The organism is Phormidesmis priestleyi ULC007, from assembly GCF_001895925.1.
Taxonomy (GTDB): domain Bacteria; phylum Cyanobacteriota; class Cyanobacteriia; order Leptolyngbyales; family Leptolyngbyaceae; genus Phormidesmis_A; species Phormidesmis_A priestleyi_A.
Window position 1 is genome coordinate 1 of sequence record NZ_MPPI01000037.1, and the last position, 15,846, is coordinate 15,846.

16 protein-coding genes, 2 tRNA genes and 2 pseudogenes are annotated in these 15,846 nt (G+C 49.1%); 9 read left to right on the top strand and 11 right to left on the bottom strand.

All coding sequences use genetic code 11. The annotated features are described in order from the left end of the window. Positions 1–393, bottom strand: a pseudogene (locus BRW63_RS21390) (IS701 family transposase); the annotation flags it as partial. A gap of 165 nt (positions 394–558) precedes the next feature. Here BRW63_RS21390 and BRW63_RS21395 point away from each other — a divergent pair. After that, a complete protein-coding gene (locus BRW63_RS21395; protein WP_073074436.1) occupies positions 559–828 on the top strand; it encodes a transposase in 270 nt (89 codons plus the stop codon). Positions 829–916: 88 nt separating this feature from the next. Here the strand turns inward: BRW63_RS21395 and BRW63_RS28500 are convergent, their stop codons facing one another. Continuing rightward, positions 917–1,081, bottom strand: a complete 165-nt coding sequence (locus BRW63_RS28500) for a hypothetical protein (protein ID WP_181314462.1) — start codon at positions 1,079–1,081, stop codon at positions 917–919. Between the two features lie 136 nt (positions 1,082–1,217). Here BRW63_RS28500 and BRW63_RS21400 point away from each other — a divergent pair, with 136 nt between their 5' ends. The 6 genes and pseudogenes from BRW63_RS21400 to cas12k all read left to right on the top strand — a co-directional run bounded on the left by BRW63_RS21400 (position 1,218) and on the right by cas12k (position 5,174). Continuing rightward, complete coding sequence (locus BRW63_RS21400; RefSeq protein WP_083583144.1) at positions 1,218–1,502, top strand: hypothetical protein; 285 nt, start codon at positions 1,218–1,220, stop codon at positions 1,500–1,502. Next, complete coding sequence (locus BRW63_RS21405) at positions 1,499–1,807, top strand: helix-turn-helix domain-containing protein (RefSeq protein WP_073074437.1); 309 nt, start codon at positions 1,499–1,501, stop codon at positions 1,805–1,807. The genes BRW63_RS21400 and BRW63_RS21405 overlap by 4 nt, the downstream gene beginning before the upstream one ends. Before the next feature lie 93 nt (positions 1,808–1,900). Further along, positions 1,901–2,527: a hypothetical protein gene (locus tag BRW63_RS21410; protein WP_073074438.1), complete on the top strand. Its 627-nt coding sequence runs from the start codon at positions 1,901–1,903 to the stop codon at positions 2,525–2,527. 108 nt (positions 2,528–2,635) lie between these two features. Continuing rightward, entirely contained in the window at positions 2,636–2,950 is a 315-nt protein-coding gene (locus BRW63_RS21415; protein WP_073074439.1) for an HNH endonuclease, read from the top strand. Between the two features lie 47 nt (positions 2,951–2,997). Then, on the top strand, positions 2,998–3,273 hold the full coding sequence (locus BRW63_RS21420) for a hypothetical protein (protein ID WP_073074440.1): 276 nt from the start codon (positions 2,998–3,000) through the stop codon (positions 3,271–3,273). A gap of 214 nt (positions 3,274–3,487) precedes the next feature. Then, positions 3,488–5,174: pseudogene (gene cas12k / locus BRW63_RS29660) on the top strand (type V CRISPR-associated protein Cas12k). 1,240 nt (positions 5,175–6,414) lie between these two features. Here cas12k and BRW63_RS21430 read toward each other — a convergent pair. The 7 genes from BRW63_RS21430 to pstS form a co-directional block, all read right to left on the bottom strand. Further along, positions 6,415–6,486: transfer RNA gene (locus BRW63_RS21430), tRNA-Thr, on the bottom strand. Positions 6,487–6,553: 67 nt separating this feature from the next. Next, positions 6,554–6,635 (bottom strand) — tRNA-Tyr (locus BRW63_RS21435). A 62-nt stretch (positions 6,636–6,697) separates the two neighbouring features. Next, complete coding sequence (locus BRW63_RS21440) at positions 6,698–8,317, bottom strand: bifunctional ADP-dependent NAD(P)H-hydrate dehydratase/NAD(P)H-hydrate epimerase (protein ID WP_073074441.1); 1,620 nt, start codon at positions 8,315–8,317, stop codon at positions 6,698–6,700. A gap of 59 nt (positions 8,318–8,376) precedes the next feature. Continuing rightward, complete coding sequence (gene pstB, locus BRW63_RS21445) at positions 8,377–9,183, bottom strand: phosphate ABC transporter ATP-binding protein PstB (protein ID WP_073074442.1); 807 nt, start codon at positions 9,181–9,183, stop codon at positions 8,377–8,379. Positions 9,184–9,278: 95 nt separating this feature from the next. Beyond that, entirely contained in the window at positions 9,279–10,151 is an 873-nt protein-coding gene (gene pstA, locus BRW63_RS21450) for a phosphate ABC transporter permease PstA (RefSeq protein ID WP_073074443.1), read from the bottom strand. 93 nt (positions 10,152–10,244) lie between these two features. Beyond that, complete coding sequence (pstC, locus tag BRW63_RS21455; protein ID WP_073074444.1) at positions 10,245–11,195, bottom strand: phosphate ABC transporter permease subunit PstC; 951 nt, start codon at positions 11,193–11,195, stop codon at positions 10,245–10,247. A gap of 66 nt (positions 11,196–11,261) precedes the next feature. Further along, on the bottom strand, positions 11,262–12,401 hold the full coding sequence (pstS, locus tag BRW63_RS21460; RefSeq protein WP_073074445.1) for a phosphate ABC transporter substrate-binding protein PstS: 1,140 nt from the start codon (positions 12,399–12,401) through the stop codon (positions 11,262–11,264). Between the two features lie 533 nt (positions 12,402–12,934). Between pstS and BRW63_RS21465 the strand changes: the two genes are divergently transcribed. After that, positions 12,935–13,231 (top strand): RNA recognition motif domain-containing protein, encoded by a 297-nt coding sequence (locus BRW63_RS21465; RefSeq protein WP_073074446.1) that lies wholly within the window; start codon positions 12,935–12,937, stop codon positions 13,229–13,231. A 52-nt stretch (positions 13,232–13,283) separates the two neighbouring features. Here BRW63_RS21465 and BRW63_RS21470 read toward each other — a convergent pair whose 3' ends face one another. Continuing rightward, positions 13,284–13,811 (bottom strand): DUF937 domain-containing protein, encoded by a 528-nt coding sequence (locus tag BRW63_RS21470; RefSeq protein ID WP_073074447.1) that lies wholly within the window; start codon positions 13,809–13,811, stop codon positions 13,284–13,286. Positions 13,812–14,059: 248 nt separating this feature from the next. Between BRW63_RS21470 and BRW63_RS21475 the strand changes: the two genes are divergently transcribed. Beyond that, entirely contained in the window at positions 14,060–15,664 is a 1,605-nt protein-coding gene (locus BRW63_RS21475) for a YcjF family protein (RefSeq protein WP_073074448.1), read from the top strand. On the opposite strand, the gene BRW63_RS21480 is transcribed toward BRW63_RS21475, so the two are convergent. Continuing rightward, complete coding sequence (locus BRW63_RS21480) at positions 15,599–15,790, bottom strand: hypothetical protein (protein WP_073074449.1); 192 nt, start codon at positions 15,788–15,790, stop codon at positions 15,599–15,601. The genes BRW63_RS21475 and BRW63_RS21480 overlap by 66 nt on opposite strands. Between the last annotated feature and the right edge of the window lie 56 nt (positions 15,791–15,846).

Here is a 15,846-nt window from a genome sequence, read left to right on the forward strand (position 1 = left end):
CCGCTTGCCGTTGAGGACTCGCACCCAGGGGTTGGGCTTTGCTCCATCCTCCGTCGGGTCGCCCAGATGCCGAAACTCGCCGCACTTCGGTAGCGTTGTTAAGTCAATGATCACTTTCAGCGGACTGTCAGAACGGGATAGATGCTGTGCCATCTGTTTCAGCACCGTTTGGCGAGTGGTTCGCAGCACCGACCGGGTAGACCACCCATAGATATTTAGAAATCGACTCAACGCACTGGCAGATTTTATCGGGCAATGTTGGGGCAAAGCATGACCGGACGCATCTAAAAACAGTCCGAGTAGCGCACTGAAGCTGGTTTTCTGATCGGAACTAGGCATCAATCCGAGTAGAGCGTACACTAATCCTTGGGCGTGTTCCAAGATGGTTTCCATAACCGTCCCATTGAAATGTTTCTACGCCCTTTCTTTCAGACTTTGAGCTTTTTGGCAACCCCTTGTTGAGACTGGTGCAAGATCTGAGTTACCGTTTTCTAACACCGCTATGATGAATTTGTTTCTTGAACAAGGGGCTGAGGATTTTGCTGATTTTTCGTGGTGATGCAGGTGGATGGTGCTTCTTATCATCGTTCTGGAGATTTGCTCATTCCTGAGAATATTCGCTTGATTTTTCAACCGCCTCGCAGTCCTGAACTTAATCCAACAGAACATATTTGGGAGGAGATCCGAGAGAAACATTTCTACAATCGAGCCTTTGAGACGCTAGATGCGGTCAGCAATACTCTTTGCAAAGGCTTAAAAGAGCTGATGGACTTACCTGAAAAAATCAGTTCGATGACCTACTTTCCACATCTCCAAATGACGACTTAGAACGCGAAACGGTATTAGACATCTATACAATTAATCATCGCTCCAGCAATACCTACCTCTAGTGCATGGCTCTTGCTCTAGACAGCGCTCAGATGCCCTGATCGCTTGTCGGCACCCCTTTCTTCACCAACCAATCTCGAATCGCCTCCTCCAAAGCCGCAGCTTGTGTAAGTTCCATTCGCGCACAAGCCACCTCAAAGGCAATCTTCAGGTCTTTGGGAAGTTTGCCCCGCACTTCTCTAGTTTCCGCCATATGACCCTATTGCTTAATTCGGGCTTCATTCTCACATGACGATTTAGAGAAAGTTCAATCTTCCTTAATGACATTTACGTCATAGCGCCTTTACGTCATAATGTAAGCAGATTTTTGTTCATCTGCTCCACTGCATATGCCGCTTAGTGATCTGCCGAAAGGCTTTCCAGCCACTGTTCCATCTCCCAAATTTCAAATTGGCGATTACATCTGCTGGCAGCCTCAACCGACCAAAGACTTTGGCATAGTTACTGGACTTCACTATGCCTCTGCTCAACCTCTGCATAGCTGGGCTTGGAAATACACCGTTTGGCTATCTCTGTCCAGCCCTTCCCAAAGATGGATTAAAAGCGATATGGCTTGGGAGTCGGATCTTGAGCTTGTTCCTATCACCTACGATCTCACCCCGGAACAGCCATGAGCTTGAGAAATCTGGGAGGACGAGAGCAAGCCTTGCTCAATCTCTATTGCAACTGTCAGTTTGGCATGTCTCCAGCCGATTTCTATGCCAAGTGGAATGTTACCCATGCTCAAATCGCGGCAATCTGCGGCTGCTCTGAATCCACTGTCGATCGCTGGTTCCAGCGCAGCAGAAGCAGTCAGCCTCCCGAAACCATTTATCTTAGACGGCTGGCCGAGATGGACTTTCTCTGGGAGAACTACGAGCCAATTCCAACCCCGATAAGGCAACAGCTTTGCAGGAGCGATCGCCGTCAACCTTCATAAAATTCCCGCACCGTGCGGGTATGAGTTTGCTCTCCTAATCAAAGCCTCCTTTAATGGGTTGAATAGTACAACTGCTCGAACCTCCAGCACCTTATGAGTAAACTTGCACTCCAGGAAAACTCAGCCGCGATCGGCAACCAGTTAAAGGCTGAAATTTTGATTCAAGGAACCAAACCCTTGCTCTGGAATCACCTACAGCCATCCGAATCATTCGGCAAACGTCAAGAGCGCGGTGGCACGGCGGGTAATGACCCAACCGAATGGCAGCGAAATGTTCTGTTCACCGAAGATCGGCAGCTTTATCTTCTGCCCACTCACATCTTTGGCTGCTTCCGCGATGCTGCTAAATACACGAAGCGAGGTAGAAGCAGCCTCATGAGCCAAATGGTTTCTACGTTGCAGGTACAAGACCGCCGCATCTACATCAACCGGTATCTGCCAGAAGAACCCATCAAAGCCAGCGAAGATATTGAGCAGGAAGTCTATATTTTCATGAGGGTTGTCAAAAATATTGCGACTCGCGGACACAATATCCGCTACCGGGTCGCTGCTGCTCCTGGGTGGTGCTGCTCCTTCACCTTGCTGTGGGATAAAACCATCATTTCTAGGCAGGAGATGGAAGCTGTGGCAATTGATGCAGGCAAGCTTGCCGGACTGGCTGACGGGCGATCGATTGGCTACGGCCGCTTCGAGGTTTTGAATTTCTCTATTCAGGCATAGCTACCTAAGAGATCAAAAAGCATTACCTCTTGACTCGGCATGCTTCGGCAAGGCTAGGCGTAGGTTCGGCATGGCACGGTGACACCTTACTTCAACTGAGATTAAAAGATGACTTGGACAAAACGCCAACATCCGGCACTATGGCACGAAACGTGCAAACAAATCTGGCAAAGAGACGAAGGGCGCTGCCAAGGACCACACTGCCAGCATCAGCCACTGAACTCTCTATCTCTGAAGAATGCTCACATTGACCACATTCTGGAAGTTTCAAAAGGTGGCTCAGATGCAAACTCTAATCTGCGAACGCTCTGTCGGCGCTGTCACTGCCTGCGATCCAGCATTGCCCACCAAGGCATGATTGGGGCTGCGCTTAGCGACGGTGTGATTCCTCCAAATTGGCGAACACTCGTCTGGGAAGGCTAGAAAACTCTGCGATTTCCCTACACTTGCACTACTCTCTCTTTAAACCTATGACTGACTCAACCTCCACCCATTATTTAATCGATCGCGAAGAACTCCTGAGAATCCGGCAGATCAAGCTTCTAACCAACGATCGAGACTACGTTTTCTTTGCCCTCCAGATCGACTATCCGGCTAAACTCAACCCCACTATAGAAGTCAGCGCTTTTTGCGAACGATGGGAACTGAGTGATGGAAATTTCTATAAAGCGCTGGGCGAACTCCGCCAAAAAGGGATTGTCGTCTCGATCGCCAACAGCCTAAATTTGCAATTTCAGTCTTCCTAAAATAGTTTAATTGTACTATATTAGTTCTCAAACTCTACATGCACAAATTTTCTGGACTGGAAGTGAGTCGAAAAACAATTCGAGCGCAGTTAGTAGCAACAGAATCCCGTCGCCAAGCCATCTAGCAATTGATGACATAACCCTTATGAGTTTCATCACCGTCCAATGCCGTCTTGTCGCCAGTGAAGAGATTCGTCAGCAGCTTTGGCACCTGATGGCAGATAAAAATACGCCTCTTGTGAACAAATTATTAAAGTCCGTCAGCCAGCACGATGACTTTGAAGTCTGGCAGCGCAATGGTACAGTGCCAGACAAATCAGTCCGAGAACTATGTAACCCGCTCAAGGTTCATCCTCAATTTGAAGAGCAGCCAGGGCGTTTTTACACCTCAGCTAGTTTGATAGTGACGTACACCTACCAATCCTGGTTGGAATTACAGCGAAAACGTCGCCGGAGCCTGGATGGGAGGCAACGCTGGCTCAATGTTGTCAAAAGTGATGCTGAGTTAGTTCAAATGAGTGGCTGTAACATTCATACAATTCAAAACAAAGCAAAAGAAATTTTGGCACAACTCAATGTACAGTCTCCTGGGGCACAGAATCAACCTAAACAGAAACGCAAGAAAAAACAGAATTCAAAAGCCAATGGCGATTTAATGAGCGCGCTGTTTCAAGCGTATGAGACAGTAGATGATGCCTTGAGCCGTTGTGCGATCGCCCACCTACTCAAAAATGATTGCCAGGTCTGTGAACAGGAGGAAGATCCAGAAGCCTTTGCTCAACGCATCCACGGCAAGCAGAGAAGAATCAAAGAACTCGAAGCGCAATTAGCCAGCCGATTACCCAAGGGACGTGACCTCACAGGCGAAGAGTTTTTGGAGGTGTTATCGACTGCGACTGCCAAGGTTCCAGACGATACCATTGAGCAGATGCTCTGGCAAGCAAAATTACTGGCAAAACCTGCAACTTTACTTTATCCAATTATCTTTGGAAGCCAAACTGACTTACGATGGTCAACTAATGAAAAAGGGCGGATCTGTGTTGCTTTTAAGGCAAGAGAGCAAACAAGAGGGGGAACCCTGGCAAGCAAACTACCTCACCTTACACTGCTCTTTAGATACTCGGCTCTTGAGGGCTGAAGGCGTGGAACAGAAACGGCAGGAAGGGATCAGCCGTTTGAAAAAACAGCTAGAAGAGGCTAAAGATCCAGAAGAACTCACTGAGCATCAGCAGGCATATCTCAAACGCCAGCAATCCACTCTGACTCGCTTACAATGCCTTCCTCAACGCCAAGGTAAACCTCGCTATCAGGGGCAACCGGATATCTTTGTAGGGGTCAGCATCGGACTTATTAATCCCGTAACCGTTGCGGTTGTTAACGTCAGAACGGGTCACGTTCTTGCATACCGCAGTGTCCGTCAACTTTTGGGTGACAACTATCGATTATTCAATCGTCATCGGCAACAGCAGCAGCAAAATGCTTTGAAGCGGCATAAGAATCAGACTAAGGGCTATACCCATCAACCTTCAGAATCTGAACTTGGGCAGTATGTCGATCGCCTGCTAGGAAAATCCATCATTGAATTAGCGCAGCAATTCCAAGCAAGCGGTATTGTCTTACCCCATACCCAGAATTTGCGAGAGCATCTGGCGGCTGAAATCAACGCAAGAGCTGAGCGGAAATCCGATTCTAAACAGGTACAAAACAAATATGCTAAGCAGGCTCGGATCAGCATCCATCGCTGGAGTTACGATCGCCTTCTGACTGCAATCCGCGCTCAGGCAGAAAAAGCTGACATGACGACTGAAACTGCAACTCAGCCCCGTCAGGGAACCCCTCAGCACAAGGCAAGAGATGTAGCGATCGCTGCCTATCATTTTCGACAGGTTTCCTCGAATTAAGCAATCAAAATAGTACGACCGAACCTAGACAAGTTAATATGTGAGACAACAGCGCCGCAGTTCATGCTCAAAAAGCCGCTGAGCTGTGAAAAATGAGGGGTCAGTTTGACCGTTGTAAGACGGTCGTGCTTTCCGCCCCTAAATAGTTGCCCGGTCACTGACTGCCATCCTGGCTATTATTCATTTTTGAACAATGGATGGGGATCGGAATAAGTTGCATTGAAAAGAGTCTCTCCTCCAATAGACCTTTTGCGTCGTAAGCTAAAAAATGGCTAAAAGCTTTACGGGTCAGGCATTTCAGCTATTAGTGCCAGAAAACGGCTACAAGTCTTTTGACATATAAGTTTCAGGGCAATTTCTTCGCTATCACGCAAAAGGTCTAATGTAACGCAGGTGCGCACCCAGCAGAAGTGACCCTAGCCTTCAGCGATGAAGGTACAGCTTAGTCTGTAGTAGAGTTGTTGCGAAATAAGCTTGAAAATGCCTAAAAGCCAGTCATGGCAGTCGTTTTAGGCAGTTCAGTGAAAAACCTCTAGAGGCTTACAGCGTAGAGGTTTCAGCGGCTTTGAGCGTTATTTAACAACAAGTCTTTGGCGGCTATTAATTGCCTCCGATCAAGGAGGAGTCCTCCAATTATTTTTGGCAAACCGAAGCGAGGACAAAATCCCTGGGAGGTTAGCCAAAACGTTCCGAATCCTTTTGAGATCTGACTTCTAGAACCTTTGTTGAAGACAACAGGCGATGGTTACTGCAAATGGAAGCTGCTTATTGCAAATGTCAACGCAGCTTTGGTAGTTTCCTTCTAGAAGGGCAGGCTGGGTAAAGGTTCCAGCTCTGGGAGTCGCAGTCAGTCTCCCAGAGAGGGGAGGGCTGAAGGTCTTACGTTCGCTATGACCCCGAAGAGGGCGAGAGTCGCAGTCAGTCTCCCAGAGAGGGGAGGGCTGAAAGCTGCCTATCCCCTTTGAGCAACACCCGCAGATATGGTCGCAATCAGTCTCCCAGAGAGGGGAGGGCTGAAAGCCGTACATCAAATAAAAAGCGAAAACGATCACAATTGCTCTTAGGAGGGCTGAAAGGAGCACACCCTTGGTAGATGGCGACACTAATGCGCGAAAAGCATTCTGTTGGCAACTTACGACATTAATGTGCGAAATAATGAGGTTGTGTAGCAGTTTGACCGAAAACGACACTAATGTGCGAACAGTGACATTTAATGTGCGAACGTACATTTAGATTTGAAAGCCCGTGATCAGGATTGAACTGATGACCTCACCCTTACCAAGGGTGTGCTCTACCACTGAGCCACACGGGCATAAAAATATATATAGATGAGAGAAAACTCTTACTTTTACCTTATCTATATATATCCTACCGTAGAATGGACCGGGTTGGATTTGAACCAACGTAGGCGTAGCCAGCGGATTTACAGTCCGCCCCCATTAACCACTCGGGCACCGATCCGATACCCCACGGATACAAATAGTAGCACATCATAGGGGACGATTTGCAATAGGTTAGCGGAGTTAATTTGAGAAAGTTTTTGAATCAGCAGCATCTACTTGCTGTCGCAGCGCTGGAATCAAGAACTGGGTGAGCGTATAAGCATCGACTCCTAATTCTGTCCGCTCTTGGGCTGCTAAAATTCCTGCTTGAGCGTGCCACCAAGCGCCGGACTGAATCAGATCGACGCTGATCGAGCTTGTCCTTAAATCTTCGCTGGTTTCTTTAGGGAGTTTTGCGATCGCTTGAGCCACTAGCCCACCCATCAGCCCCGTTAAGACATCACCACTGCCGCCCCGTGCCAAAGCTGGAGTGCTTTCTGGATTGATGCGCGTATTGCCTTGGGCATCTGCGATCGCGACTCTTGCCCCTTTGAGCAGGACGATCGCGCCTGTTTGCTGCGCTGCTCTCTGAACGGCTGTCACCCGACACTCTGTCACTGTTGAATCGGGAAACAGCCGCTTAAACTCCCCTAAATGAGGAGTCAGGATGGTGGGAGCCTGACGATTCTGCAATGTTGGGATGGTTCCTTGCTGTGCCAGGATGTTTAGACCGTCGGCATCGAGTACTAGAGGACATTGACTGGCGAGAATTTGCTCAACGATCGCAGTCGCGTCAGATGTTAAACCTGGTCCACAGGCGATCGCGTCGAACGAAGAGTCAAGACTAAAGGACGAAGGGAATGCTGTGATCGCGCCTTCTGGGGTTTCAGGACAATCGATGATCAGGGCTTCTGGGAGTTGAGCAGAGAGCGCGGGTTTGAGCGATTCGGGGGCGGCGATCGACAGCATTCCGACTCCACTTGCCCGTGCGCCAAGACCCGTTAACAGTGCGCCACCTGCATAGCGACGAGAGCCGCAAACCAACAGCAGATGACCCATTTTATACTTGTGAGTGGTGGGCGGTCGCGATAAGGGCAGCGTTGCGATCGCGGCTTGAGCAGTTCCGCGTTGAACCAAAGGCGAATCGCCGACCACTGCCAAAACGTCCGTTAAGGGCAAGTCAAGATCGATTAACTCAGCACTGCCCACGTGTTCTAGTGCCTCTTCTTGCAGAAGTCCCAGTTTCCATAACCCTAGACAAAGAGTTTGAGTCGCCCGAATTGCCACTCCCAAAACCTTCCCGGTGTCGGTATGTAAACCAGAAGGTAAATCAATGCTGAGAATGGGCTGATGCCAATGGTTAACCTGTTCAATCAGGGGGGCGATCGGGTCAGTCAGCGATCGTTCTAGCCCAAAACCAAATAAGCCATCAATTAGCAAATCGCAAGTTTGTAGAGACTCTATTTGTGGATGGCAAGGAATTTCTAAACTCGTTGCGTAGCGCAAATGACCTTCCGTGAGTTCTTTTAGCTTGGAGACTGGGCAGCAGAGCATCACCTCGTAGCCTTTAAAGTGCAACTCACGGGCAACGACTAGCGCATCACCGCCGTTGTGTCCGGGCCCGACTAAAATGCCGACGCGGCGAGGGTTGGGCAGTGGGTAGAGTGCGGCGATACGGTGCGCTAACTTTGAGGCAACTTTTTCCATCAGAGCGGCGATCGGCATCCCGGCAGCAAAAACGCGAGACTCGATCGATCGCATCTGCTCTGCCGTGACAATAATGCGCTGAATCTGCTCTAGTCGGTCTTGTGGAGAGATCACGAGAGAAGTCTTTTGTAAGATCTCTTTTAGGCTAACAGGGAAGTAGAGCGTAGGTTCGTCTAACCAAAACGACCGCTAACATAAGCCTGCGTCGCTTGCTCTTTAGGGCTTTGAAAAATCACTTCTGTGCGATCGTATTCAACGATGTAGCCCGTTCTCTGACCTTTTGCGTTAGCTTCTACGTTAAAGAAAGCCGTGCGATCGGAGGCGCGAGACGCTTGCTGCATGTTGTGCGTCACAATCAGAATCGTGTATTTCTCTTTGAGTTCTTGCAGTAGGTCTTCAACTTTTAGGGTCGAGATTGGGTCAAGCGCCGAGCAAGGTTCGTCCATTAAGATCACATCAGGCTGAACGGCGATCGCTCGTGCGATACACAAACGCTGTTGCTGTCCACCCGATAGGTCAGTCCCCATCGCTTTGAGTTTGTCTTTGATATCATCCCAAAGCGCTGCTTGCTTGAGAGAGCGCTCAACCAACTCATCCATATCGCCTTTATAGCCCAGCAGGCGTGGGCCAAACGCAACATTGTCGTAGATAGATTTGGGAAACGGATTTGGCTTTTGAAACACCATGCCAATCTGTCTCCGCACTTCGACGGGATCGATCTCTGGTGCGTAAAGATCTTGGTCGTGATAGAAGAGCTTGCCATCAAGGTGAAAGGACTTAATCAGGTCATTTAAGCGATTAAAGCAGCGCAGCACCGTGCTCTTACCGCAGCCTGACGGGCCAATAAATGCGGTGATCTTGTTTTTAGGAATCTCGATCGAGATATCTCTAACCGCCAAAAAATCGCCGTAATAGATGTTGAGGTTCTCAGTGCGAAACACCGTCTCGGTTTTGCGAGCGCTTTGAAGTTCGGAAGCCATAAAGTGAGGTTGGGTAGTGGTAAATAGGGTTGACGTAGACTTGAGGATTCGGACTGATCAAGTCGATCAATAGCTGGGTAGAAGTGCCTCAAAAACTACCGCTTTCTAACAATCCAGCGCGAAAGAATGCTTGTCACGAGAACCAATGCCACTAACACGAGAGAACCTACCCATGCTAGCTCTTGCTGGCTTTTATAAGGGGCAGTGGCGAAGTCAAACACCAATCGAGCCATAGTAGCGGTAGGCTCCCAGACCGATCGTACCCAATAGCGACTGGTAGATGCCGTAAACAAAATGGGTGCGGTTTCTCCGGCTGCACGAGCGAGTGCCAGCATCACCCCTGTAATGATTGCCGGAATTGCCGCCGGAAGCACAATCTGCACAGTAGTCTGAAAGCGGGTTGCTCCTAGCCCGATCGCCGCTTGTCTAAAATCTCTGGGCACTGACTCTAACGATTCGGTTGCGGTTCTAACGATCGTCGGCAGCATTAACACCGCCAGCGCAAACCCGCCTGCCACCGCAGAAAAGGTTCCTGTTGCCAGCACCACAAATGCATAAGCAAACGCGCCAATCACGATCGAAGGCACCCCGCTCAACACGTTGGTCAAAAAATTAATCGTCTCTGCCAGTTTTGTATCGCGATAAAACTCTGCCAAAAAAATCGCCGCCAGCACCCCAAATGGAATGCTTAATAGTGAAGCGATCCCCACCGTTAGGAAGGTTCCGACTAGGGCGTTTCCAAAGCCGCCCCCAGTCAAACCCGGTGCGGGAGGAAGTTGAGTAAAGACACTGAGCCTGAAACTAGATGCCCCGTTAATCAAGACGTAGGAAAGCACTGCAACGAGCGGAATCAGCGCCAGAGCCGCACACACGAAGGTGATCACCGTCATCACCGAAGAAAATAAAGTGCGAGGCGACATCGACGATCGCTTCATGTTGAGTGCCGTCGCAAATTCTGGGCTTGCCATCTTAAATAATTCCTATCGAATCGCTAAATCAATAAAGGTGCCAGGTTTCAAACGTCAAGTAGATACTCGATTCTGATCCCTGACCCCTGAAACCTAGAGTTTGAGGCTAAAGCGACGCACAATAATTTCTGCTAATACGTTGACGACTAGAGTCAGCCCAAACAAAATCAATGCTGCATACATCAGAGAAGAGACTTGCAGCCCTCCGGCTTCAGCAAACTGGTTTGCTAACAGCGAAGACACGGTGGAACCCTGAGACAAAATCGAGGGACTAATGGAATTGGAATTACCAATCACCATTGTCACCGCCATAGTTTCGCCCATCGCTCGACCCAAAGCCAACATGATGCCGCCCACAATACCAGAAAATGCTGCCGGAAGAATAACCTGGAAAATGGTTTCCCAGCGTGTTGCCCCTAACCCATATGCCGCCTGACGAATTTCTGCGGGCACTGCAACTAGAGAATCTCGCGAAATCGCCGCAATGATCGGCAAGATCATGATCGACAGAATGATTCCTGCTACATAAATGCCCGGGCCCGAAGGAGCAGTGCTAAAGAGAGGAATCCAGCCAAAGTTGGTGTTGAGCCAAATGCCAAATGGCTTGAGTAGAGGAATCAAAACAAAGATGCCCCACAGTCCATAAACCACACTGGGGATCGCCGCCAGCAACTCGATCAAGAATACGACGGGCTGTTTAATTCGAGGTGGCAGATAGTCTTCGCTGAGAAATAGGGCAACCCCAATGCCGATCGGAACCGCAATCAGCAAGGCTATAAATGAAGTGACTAGGGTTCCATAGATTTGGGTCAGTGCCCCAAATACTTCATCGTTAACGCTCCAGCGACTGGTCGTTAAAAAGCTCAGACCAAATTTTTGAATCGCCGGGAGCGCATCGGTGCCAACTCGAAAGGCGATCGCCAACAAGACAAACCCGACCCCGATCGCAAACGCCCCAGTTAGCCAAACAAAGGCTTTATCTAAAACGCGCGATGACTGCGATCGCTCCGTCGGCATTGCAGTCTGAGAAGGTGACGTAGCCATAAGATCTACTGAAGGGTGAGCAGAATAAAGGTGAGGAGCAAACCAACTGTGTGAGGAGGTCGCCGACTATTTAGCGGACACCTTGATTGTATCTAACGTCGCCGAAACTTTGGTTGCTAACTCGTCAGGCAGAGGAATATAGCCCAACTCGGTTGCATATTGCTTGCCATCTTTGACAGACCAGCGCAAGAATTCTGCCATTTCTTTGGCTTTTGCAGCGTCTTTGGGTTGCTCATAAAGCAGCATCCAAGTCAAGCTGACGATCGGATAAGCCTCTTTGCCTGCCGGATCAGGAACCTGTAGCGCAAAGTCAGCCGGAACCGTTTCTCCTTCAAGGGCCTTTGCCGCTGCTTCTGGCGTGGGAGCAATAAATGCACCTGCTTTGTTTTGCAGCGTGGCAGTTTTAAGCTGAGTCTGTTTAGCGAAAGAAAACTCGGTGTAGCCGATCGCGCCTTTGGTCTGCTGAATACTTGCGGCTACCCCTTCATTGCCTTTTGCCCCGGTTCCGGCAGCAGGCCACTCAACGGTTTTGCCTGATCCTGCTTTCCAATTTGGGCAAGCTTTGACGAGATGTTTTGTAAAAATGTCGGTGGTGCCGCTGCCATCAGAGCGGTGAACGAAGGTAATCGCGTCACCCGGTAGCGTCACCCCAGCGTTGTCTTTGGCAATTTTGGGATCGTTCCAAGTCTTGATCGAGCCGTCGGCAATTCCGCAGAAGGCTTCACGAGACAGCTTTAAGTTGTCAACTCCGTCGAGGTTGTAGGCGAATACCACAAATAAGCCTGTCGTAGGAACTTGGATGGCGCTACCCCGATCGGCAGGCAATTTGCTGCGCTCATCTGGCTTCAACACTGCATCGGTCGCACCAAAGTCAACGGTTTGATCTAAAAATCGCTTAACTCCGGCACCACTGCCTACCGAGTCATAGCTGATTTGAACGGTTGGCTTTAGCTTGTTATATTCCTGAAACCAGCGTTGATAAACAGGGTTAGGAGCTGTCGCTCCCGCCCCGCTAATTGAAAGGGTGGCACCTCCGCCAGCAGCAGGGCTGGCGCTTTCAGCAGGAGCGTTAGCTCCAGGAGGGGCGGTTGGCGTTTGCGGGCTGCAAGCAGCTAACCCCAGGGCAAGGGCGGTCAAGCAGGGAACTTGCTTTGCAAACGCAGGAATTAAGAATCCCCAACGGGTTGCACTTAAGGAAAAGGCCATAAATTATGAACGGTCTAGTAAATAACCCTACCAGGTTACACCGCGAGAGTTAAAGACTCGTTAAGACGAGCAAGAATGTATTTTTGACTGCTGAAAATATTGGTAGAAGTCCGTTTTTATATTCTTAAAATCTTCTATTGTTGGCTTTTGCCCGATTTAAGTAATTATTGATACCTTCAGATCCGTACTTCGCTCAAAACTTATTGAAGTCAGAAGCCTTTAACTTGAGAAGCCATCTTCATAAAATTTGTAGAACTTCATAACTCCTGCTTCGGGCTTCTAACCGAGTTGAATCGAGAGAAACAATTTGCGATCGATTCATTGCAGTTTAGATAAGGGTTAACAACATTGCTAATAAGAATTCGTGTTTTTATAGCTAGACGAAATGCAACGCTTATGCTTCTCTTTCAGAAAAGATTCCGTTATAATAATTCACGAACAAGAGTTCGGCTACAGTTGCTAAGGACAACTAGCATTCTGCTGCATCCAAAGCACTTACCGAGTTCGCCCTCGCATTTGGTTTGGAGAAAACTGTGACTATTTACGTTGGAAATCTGGCATTTCAGGCGACAGAAGACGATTTAAAGGAAGTTTTTGGTGAATATGGCGCAGTCAGCCGAGTCAGCCTTCCCACCGATCGAGAGACGGGCAGAAAGCGGGGCTTTGCGTTTGTGGAGATGGAAGACGAAGCCAAAGAAGATGGGGCGATCGCAGAACTGGATGGGGCAGAGTGGCTCGGTCGGGAGTTAAAAGTCAACAAGGCAAAACCGCGAGAGTCTCGTAGCGGAGATGGCGCTCCTAGCAAAACCTTTACCAAAGCTCGTTATTAGGTTGAATTTAACAAAGATAGGGACACGGCACGCCATGTCCCTACGCAAATGGTTAACCTCGCTGGCTGAGAAACTGTCCTGCCATGCCCATTACGTCTCCTAGATCGACCGATCCATCGTGGTTGGAATCTAGAAATGTATTGAGAACTGGGTTGCCTGCCTGAGCGTCTTGAGGGTTAGAACCACTCTGCAAAAGATTGAGCACGATCGGAACTAAAACGGGCAACATTGCCTGAATGGTGCCTGCATTTAGCCCGGTCTGCTGAGAAATATCGCTGGCAACTTGCTGCTGTTGACCTTGAGAAAATACGGCTTGAACCGCATCAGGATTGTTTCCTAACCCGCCATATTGGTTGACTAGCGATTGCACCTGGTCGCCACCCATTGCAGATTGCTTATCTTGCAAGGACGATCGCACATGATTCCCCAACGCTGACAAAATCGTTTGAGTGGTTCCTGAATCTACTCCGTGGCTGTTGCCCAATTGCTGTGCCATGCCAAAAATCCCCCCTAACTGATCAGGGTTGGCTTGCTGCTGGGGGTTTCCGACCGCGCTGATAATTTGATCAAAAAGGCTCATAAGACTCCTTGCTTTAACAAGTTTGAAAAATCTCCGCAATCTGAACTTTTGCGTTTCAGCACTAATATTCAGTTAGCCTCTAGAGGATAGAAAATTCATAATTCAAAGTCAATCGTTGAAATCTGAGGTTTCGTTTAAGCTCAATTAATCTCATGCTTCAGAGACGCTTTGCAGGGGATGGATAAAGCAGAATAGAAACAAGCACTCTGCTCGCCGATCGCCCATCTGATTAAAACCTGGTTATCTCCATGCCGCTGCCCCGACTTTTGACGCTGATCTTTGGCCTCACGCTCATTTTGGGGCTAATGATCTGGCTGATCGATTCGCTCTCTCGACTGTCTTGGCAACTGGCTTACTATCCATTGCTAGGGCCGATTCTGATCTTCTTGATCATTGCCCTGCTAGGCGTACTGATTGGGGCGTTTATCTACTATTTCTTTCTATTGCCTCGCAAACAACAGCGCAAACGCTCTCGCCGCAGCGCTCCTAAAGTTTCACCCATCAAAGCAGAAGCCGCCGAAGAAAATCTCAAAGCCGTGCGGCAGCAGTTGAAGCAGATTCAAGATGAAGTGACGCGGCGAGAAATGTTGAGCCGATCGCGGGAAATCGAGCAAAATCTCGCCCGTGGTGAACTGATGGTTGTCGTCTTTGGGACGGGATCATCGGGCAAAACATCGCTGGTGAATGCACTGATGGGGCGAATGGTCGGAAAAGTAGGCGCACCCATGGGCACCACCGAAGTTGGAGAAACCTATCGGCTGAAATTGAAGGGAGTTGATCGAGAAATCCTGATCACCGATACCCCAGGGATTCTAGAAGCAGGAGTCGCCGGAACCGAACGAGAAAAGCTTGCTCGCCGACTTGCCACCGAAGCAGACTTGCTGCTGTTTGTGCTAGACAACGATTTGCGGCAGTCAGAATTTGACCCGATGAAAATGTTGGCAGAGATTGGCAAACGCTCGATCGTGCTTGTCAACAAAGCCGATCTCTACACAGAAGCCGATTTAGAAACAATTTTGGCTCGGCTGCGAGAACGGGTGCGCGGGGTTGTCTCAACCAATGACGTGATCTCGATCACGGCTAATCCCCAATCAGTAAAACTAGACACCGGAGAAACCATTCAACCCGAATCGGATATCATGCCGTTAATTCGGCGGATGGCAGCGATTTTGAGAGCAGAAGGCGAAGACCTGCTGGCAGACAACATTTTGCTGCAATCGCAACGGCTTGGCGAAGAGGCACGCCGATTAATTGATGGTCAGCGTCGCAGACAGGCAGAAAAGATCGTCGAGCGGTTTCAGTGGATCGGGGCTGGTGTGATCGCAGTGACTCCGCTTCCGGTCGTGGATTTGTTAGCAACGGCTGCTGTCAATGCCCAAATGGTAGTCGAGATTGGCAGAGTCTATGGCTGTGAAATTAACATGGAGCGAGGGCGAGAACTGGCTCTATCGTTAGCTAAAACTTTGGTTAGTTTGGGAGTGGTCAAGGGCGCGATCGAGCTTCTCAGCACTGCCCTTCAACTGAGTGTTGGCGGGTTTCTATTCGGGCGCGCCATTCAAGGCATCAGTGCGGCTTACCTGACTCGCATCGCAGGCAAAAGCTTTATCGAATACTTCCGGCATGACCAAGATTGGGGCGATGGTGGCATTACCGAAGTAGTTCAGCGTCAGTTTCAACTCAACCGACGAGACGAATTTATCAAATCGTTTGTGCAAGATGCGATCACCAAAGTCATCAAACCCTTGCAGCTCGAAGCCAAAATCGAAGATGACGACGAACCTGGTGCTTTAGTGCAAAGACCAGAACCCTTGGAGATGGAACCCCTCGAAGACACGATCGACGATTGGCGTTAATTCAATAATCGGCGCGGGGATCATCTCACCTCGCATATCCAAAAACTGCACGAGAATCAGATAGCCAATGCCTAAAATTAGGGCGATCGCCCCCGTCAAATAAGCCACAACTTTTGAACGATCCATAAATTACTGAATGACTAGAGTTCTCTTTTAAACTAAGTCTAAGCAAGATTTGCCAA

Bases quoted from the DNA above. Each gene is read 5' to 3' on its own strand.
- BRW63_RS21395 (WP_073074436.1), top strand. From the start codon at position 559: ATGCAGGTGGATGGTGCTTCTTATCATCGTTCTGGAGATTTGCTCATT.
- BRW63_RS28500 (WP_181314462.1), bottom strand. From the start codon at position 1,081: ATGGCGGAAACTAGAGAAGTGCGGGGCAAACTTCCCAAAGACCTGAAG.
- BRW63_RS21400 (WP_083583144.1), top strand. From the start codon at position 1,218: ATGCCGCTTAGTGATCTGCCGAAAGGCTTTCCAGCCACTGTTCCATCT.
- BRW63_RS21405 (WP_073074437.1), top strand. From the start codon at position 1,499: ATGAGCTTGAGAAATCTGGGAGGACGAGAGCAAGCCTTGCTCAATCTC.
- BRW63_RS21410 (WP_073074438.1), top strand. From the start codon at position 1,901: ATGAGTAAACTTGCACTCCAGGAAAACTCAGCCGCGATCGGCAACCAG.
- BRW63_RS21415 (WP_073074439.1), top strand. From the start codon at position 2,636: ATGACTTGGACAAAACGCCAACATCCGGCACTATGGCACGAAACGTGC.
- BRW63_RS21420 (WP_073074440.1), top strand. From the start codon at position 2,998: ATGACTGACTCAACCTCCACCCATTATTTAATCGATCGCGAAGAACTC.
- pstB (WP_073074442.1), bottom strand. From the start codon at position 9,183: ATGGCTTCCGAACTTCAAAGCGCTCGCAAAACCGAGACGGTGTTTCGC.
- pstA (WP_073074443.1), bottom strand. From the start codon at position 10,151: ATGGCAAGCCCAGAATTTGCGACGGCACTCAACATGAAGCGATCGTCG.
- pstC (WP_073074444.1), bottom strand. From the start codon at position 11,195: ATGGCTACGTCACCTTCTCAGACTGCAATGCCGACGGAGCGATCGCAG.
- pstS (WP_073074445.1), bottom strand. From the start codon at position 12,401: ATGGCCTTTTCCTTAAGTGCAACCCGTTGGGGATTCTTAATTCCTGCG.
- BRW63_RS21470 (WP_073074447.1), bottom strand. From the start codon at position 13,811: ATGAGCCTTTTTGATCAAATTATCAGCGCGGTCGGAAACCCCCAGCAG.
- BRW63_RS21475 (WP_073074448.1), top strand. From the start codon at position 14,060: ATGCCGCTGCCCCGACTTTTGACGCTGATCTTTGGCCTCACGCTCATT.
- BRW63_RS21480 (WP_073074449.1), bottom strand. From the start codon at position 15,790: ATGGATCGTTCAAAAGTTGTGGCTTATTTGACGGGGGCGATCGCCCTA.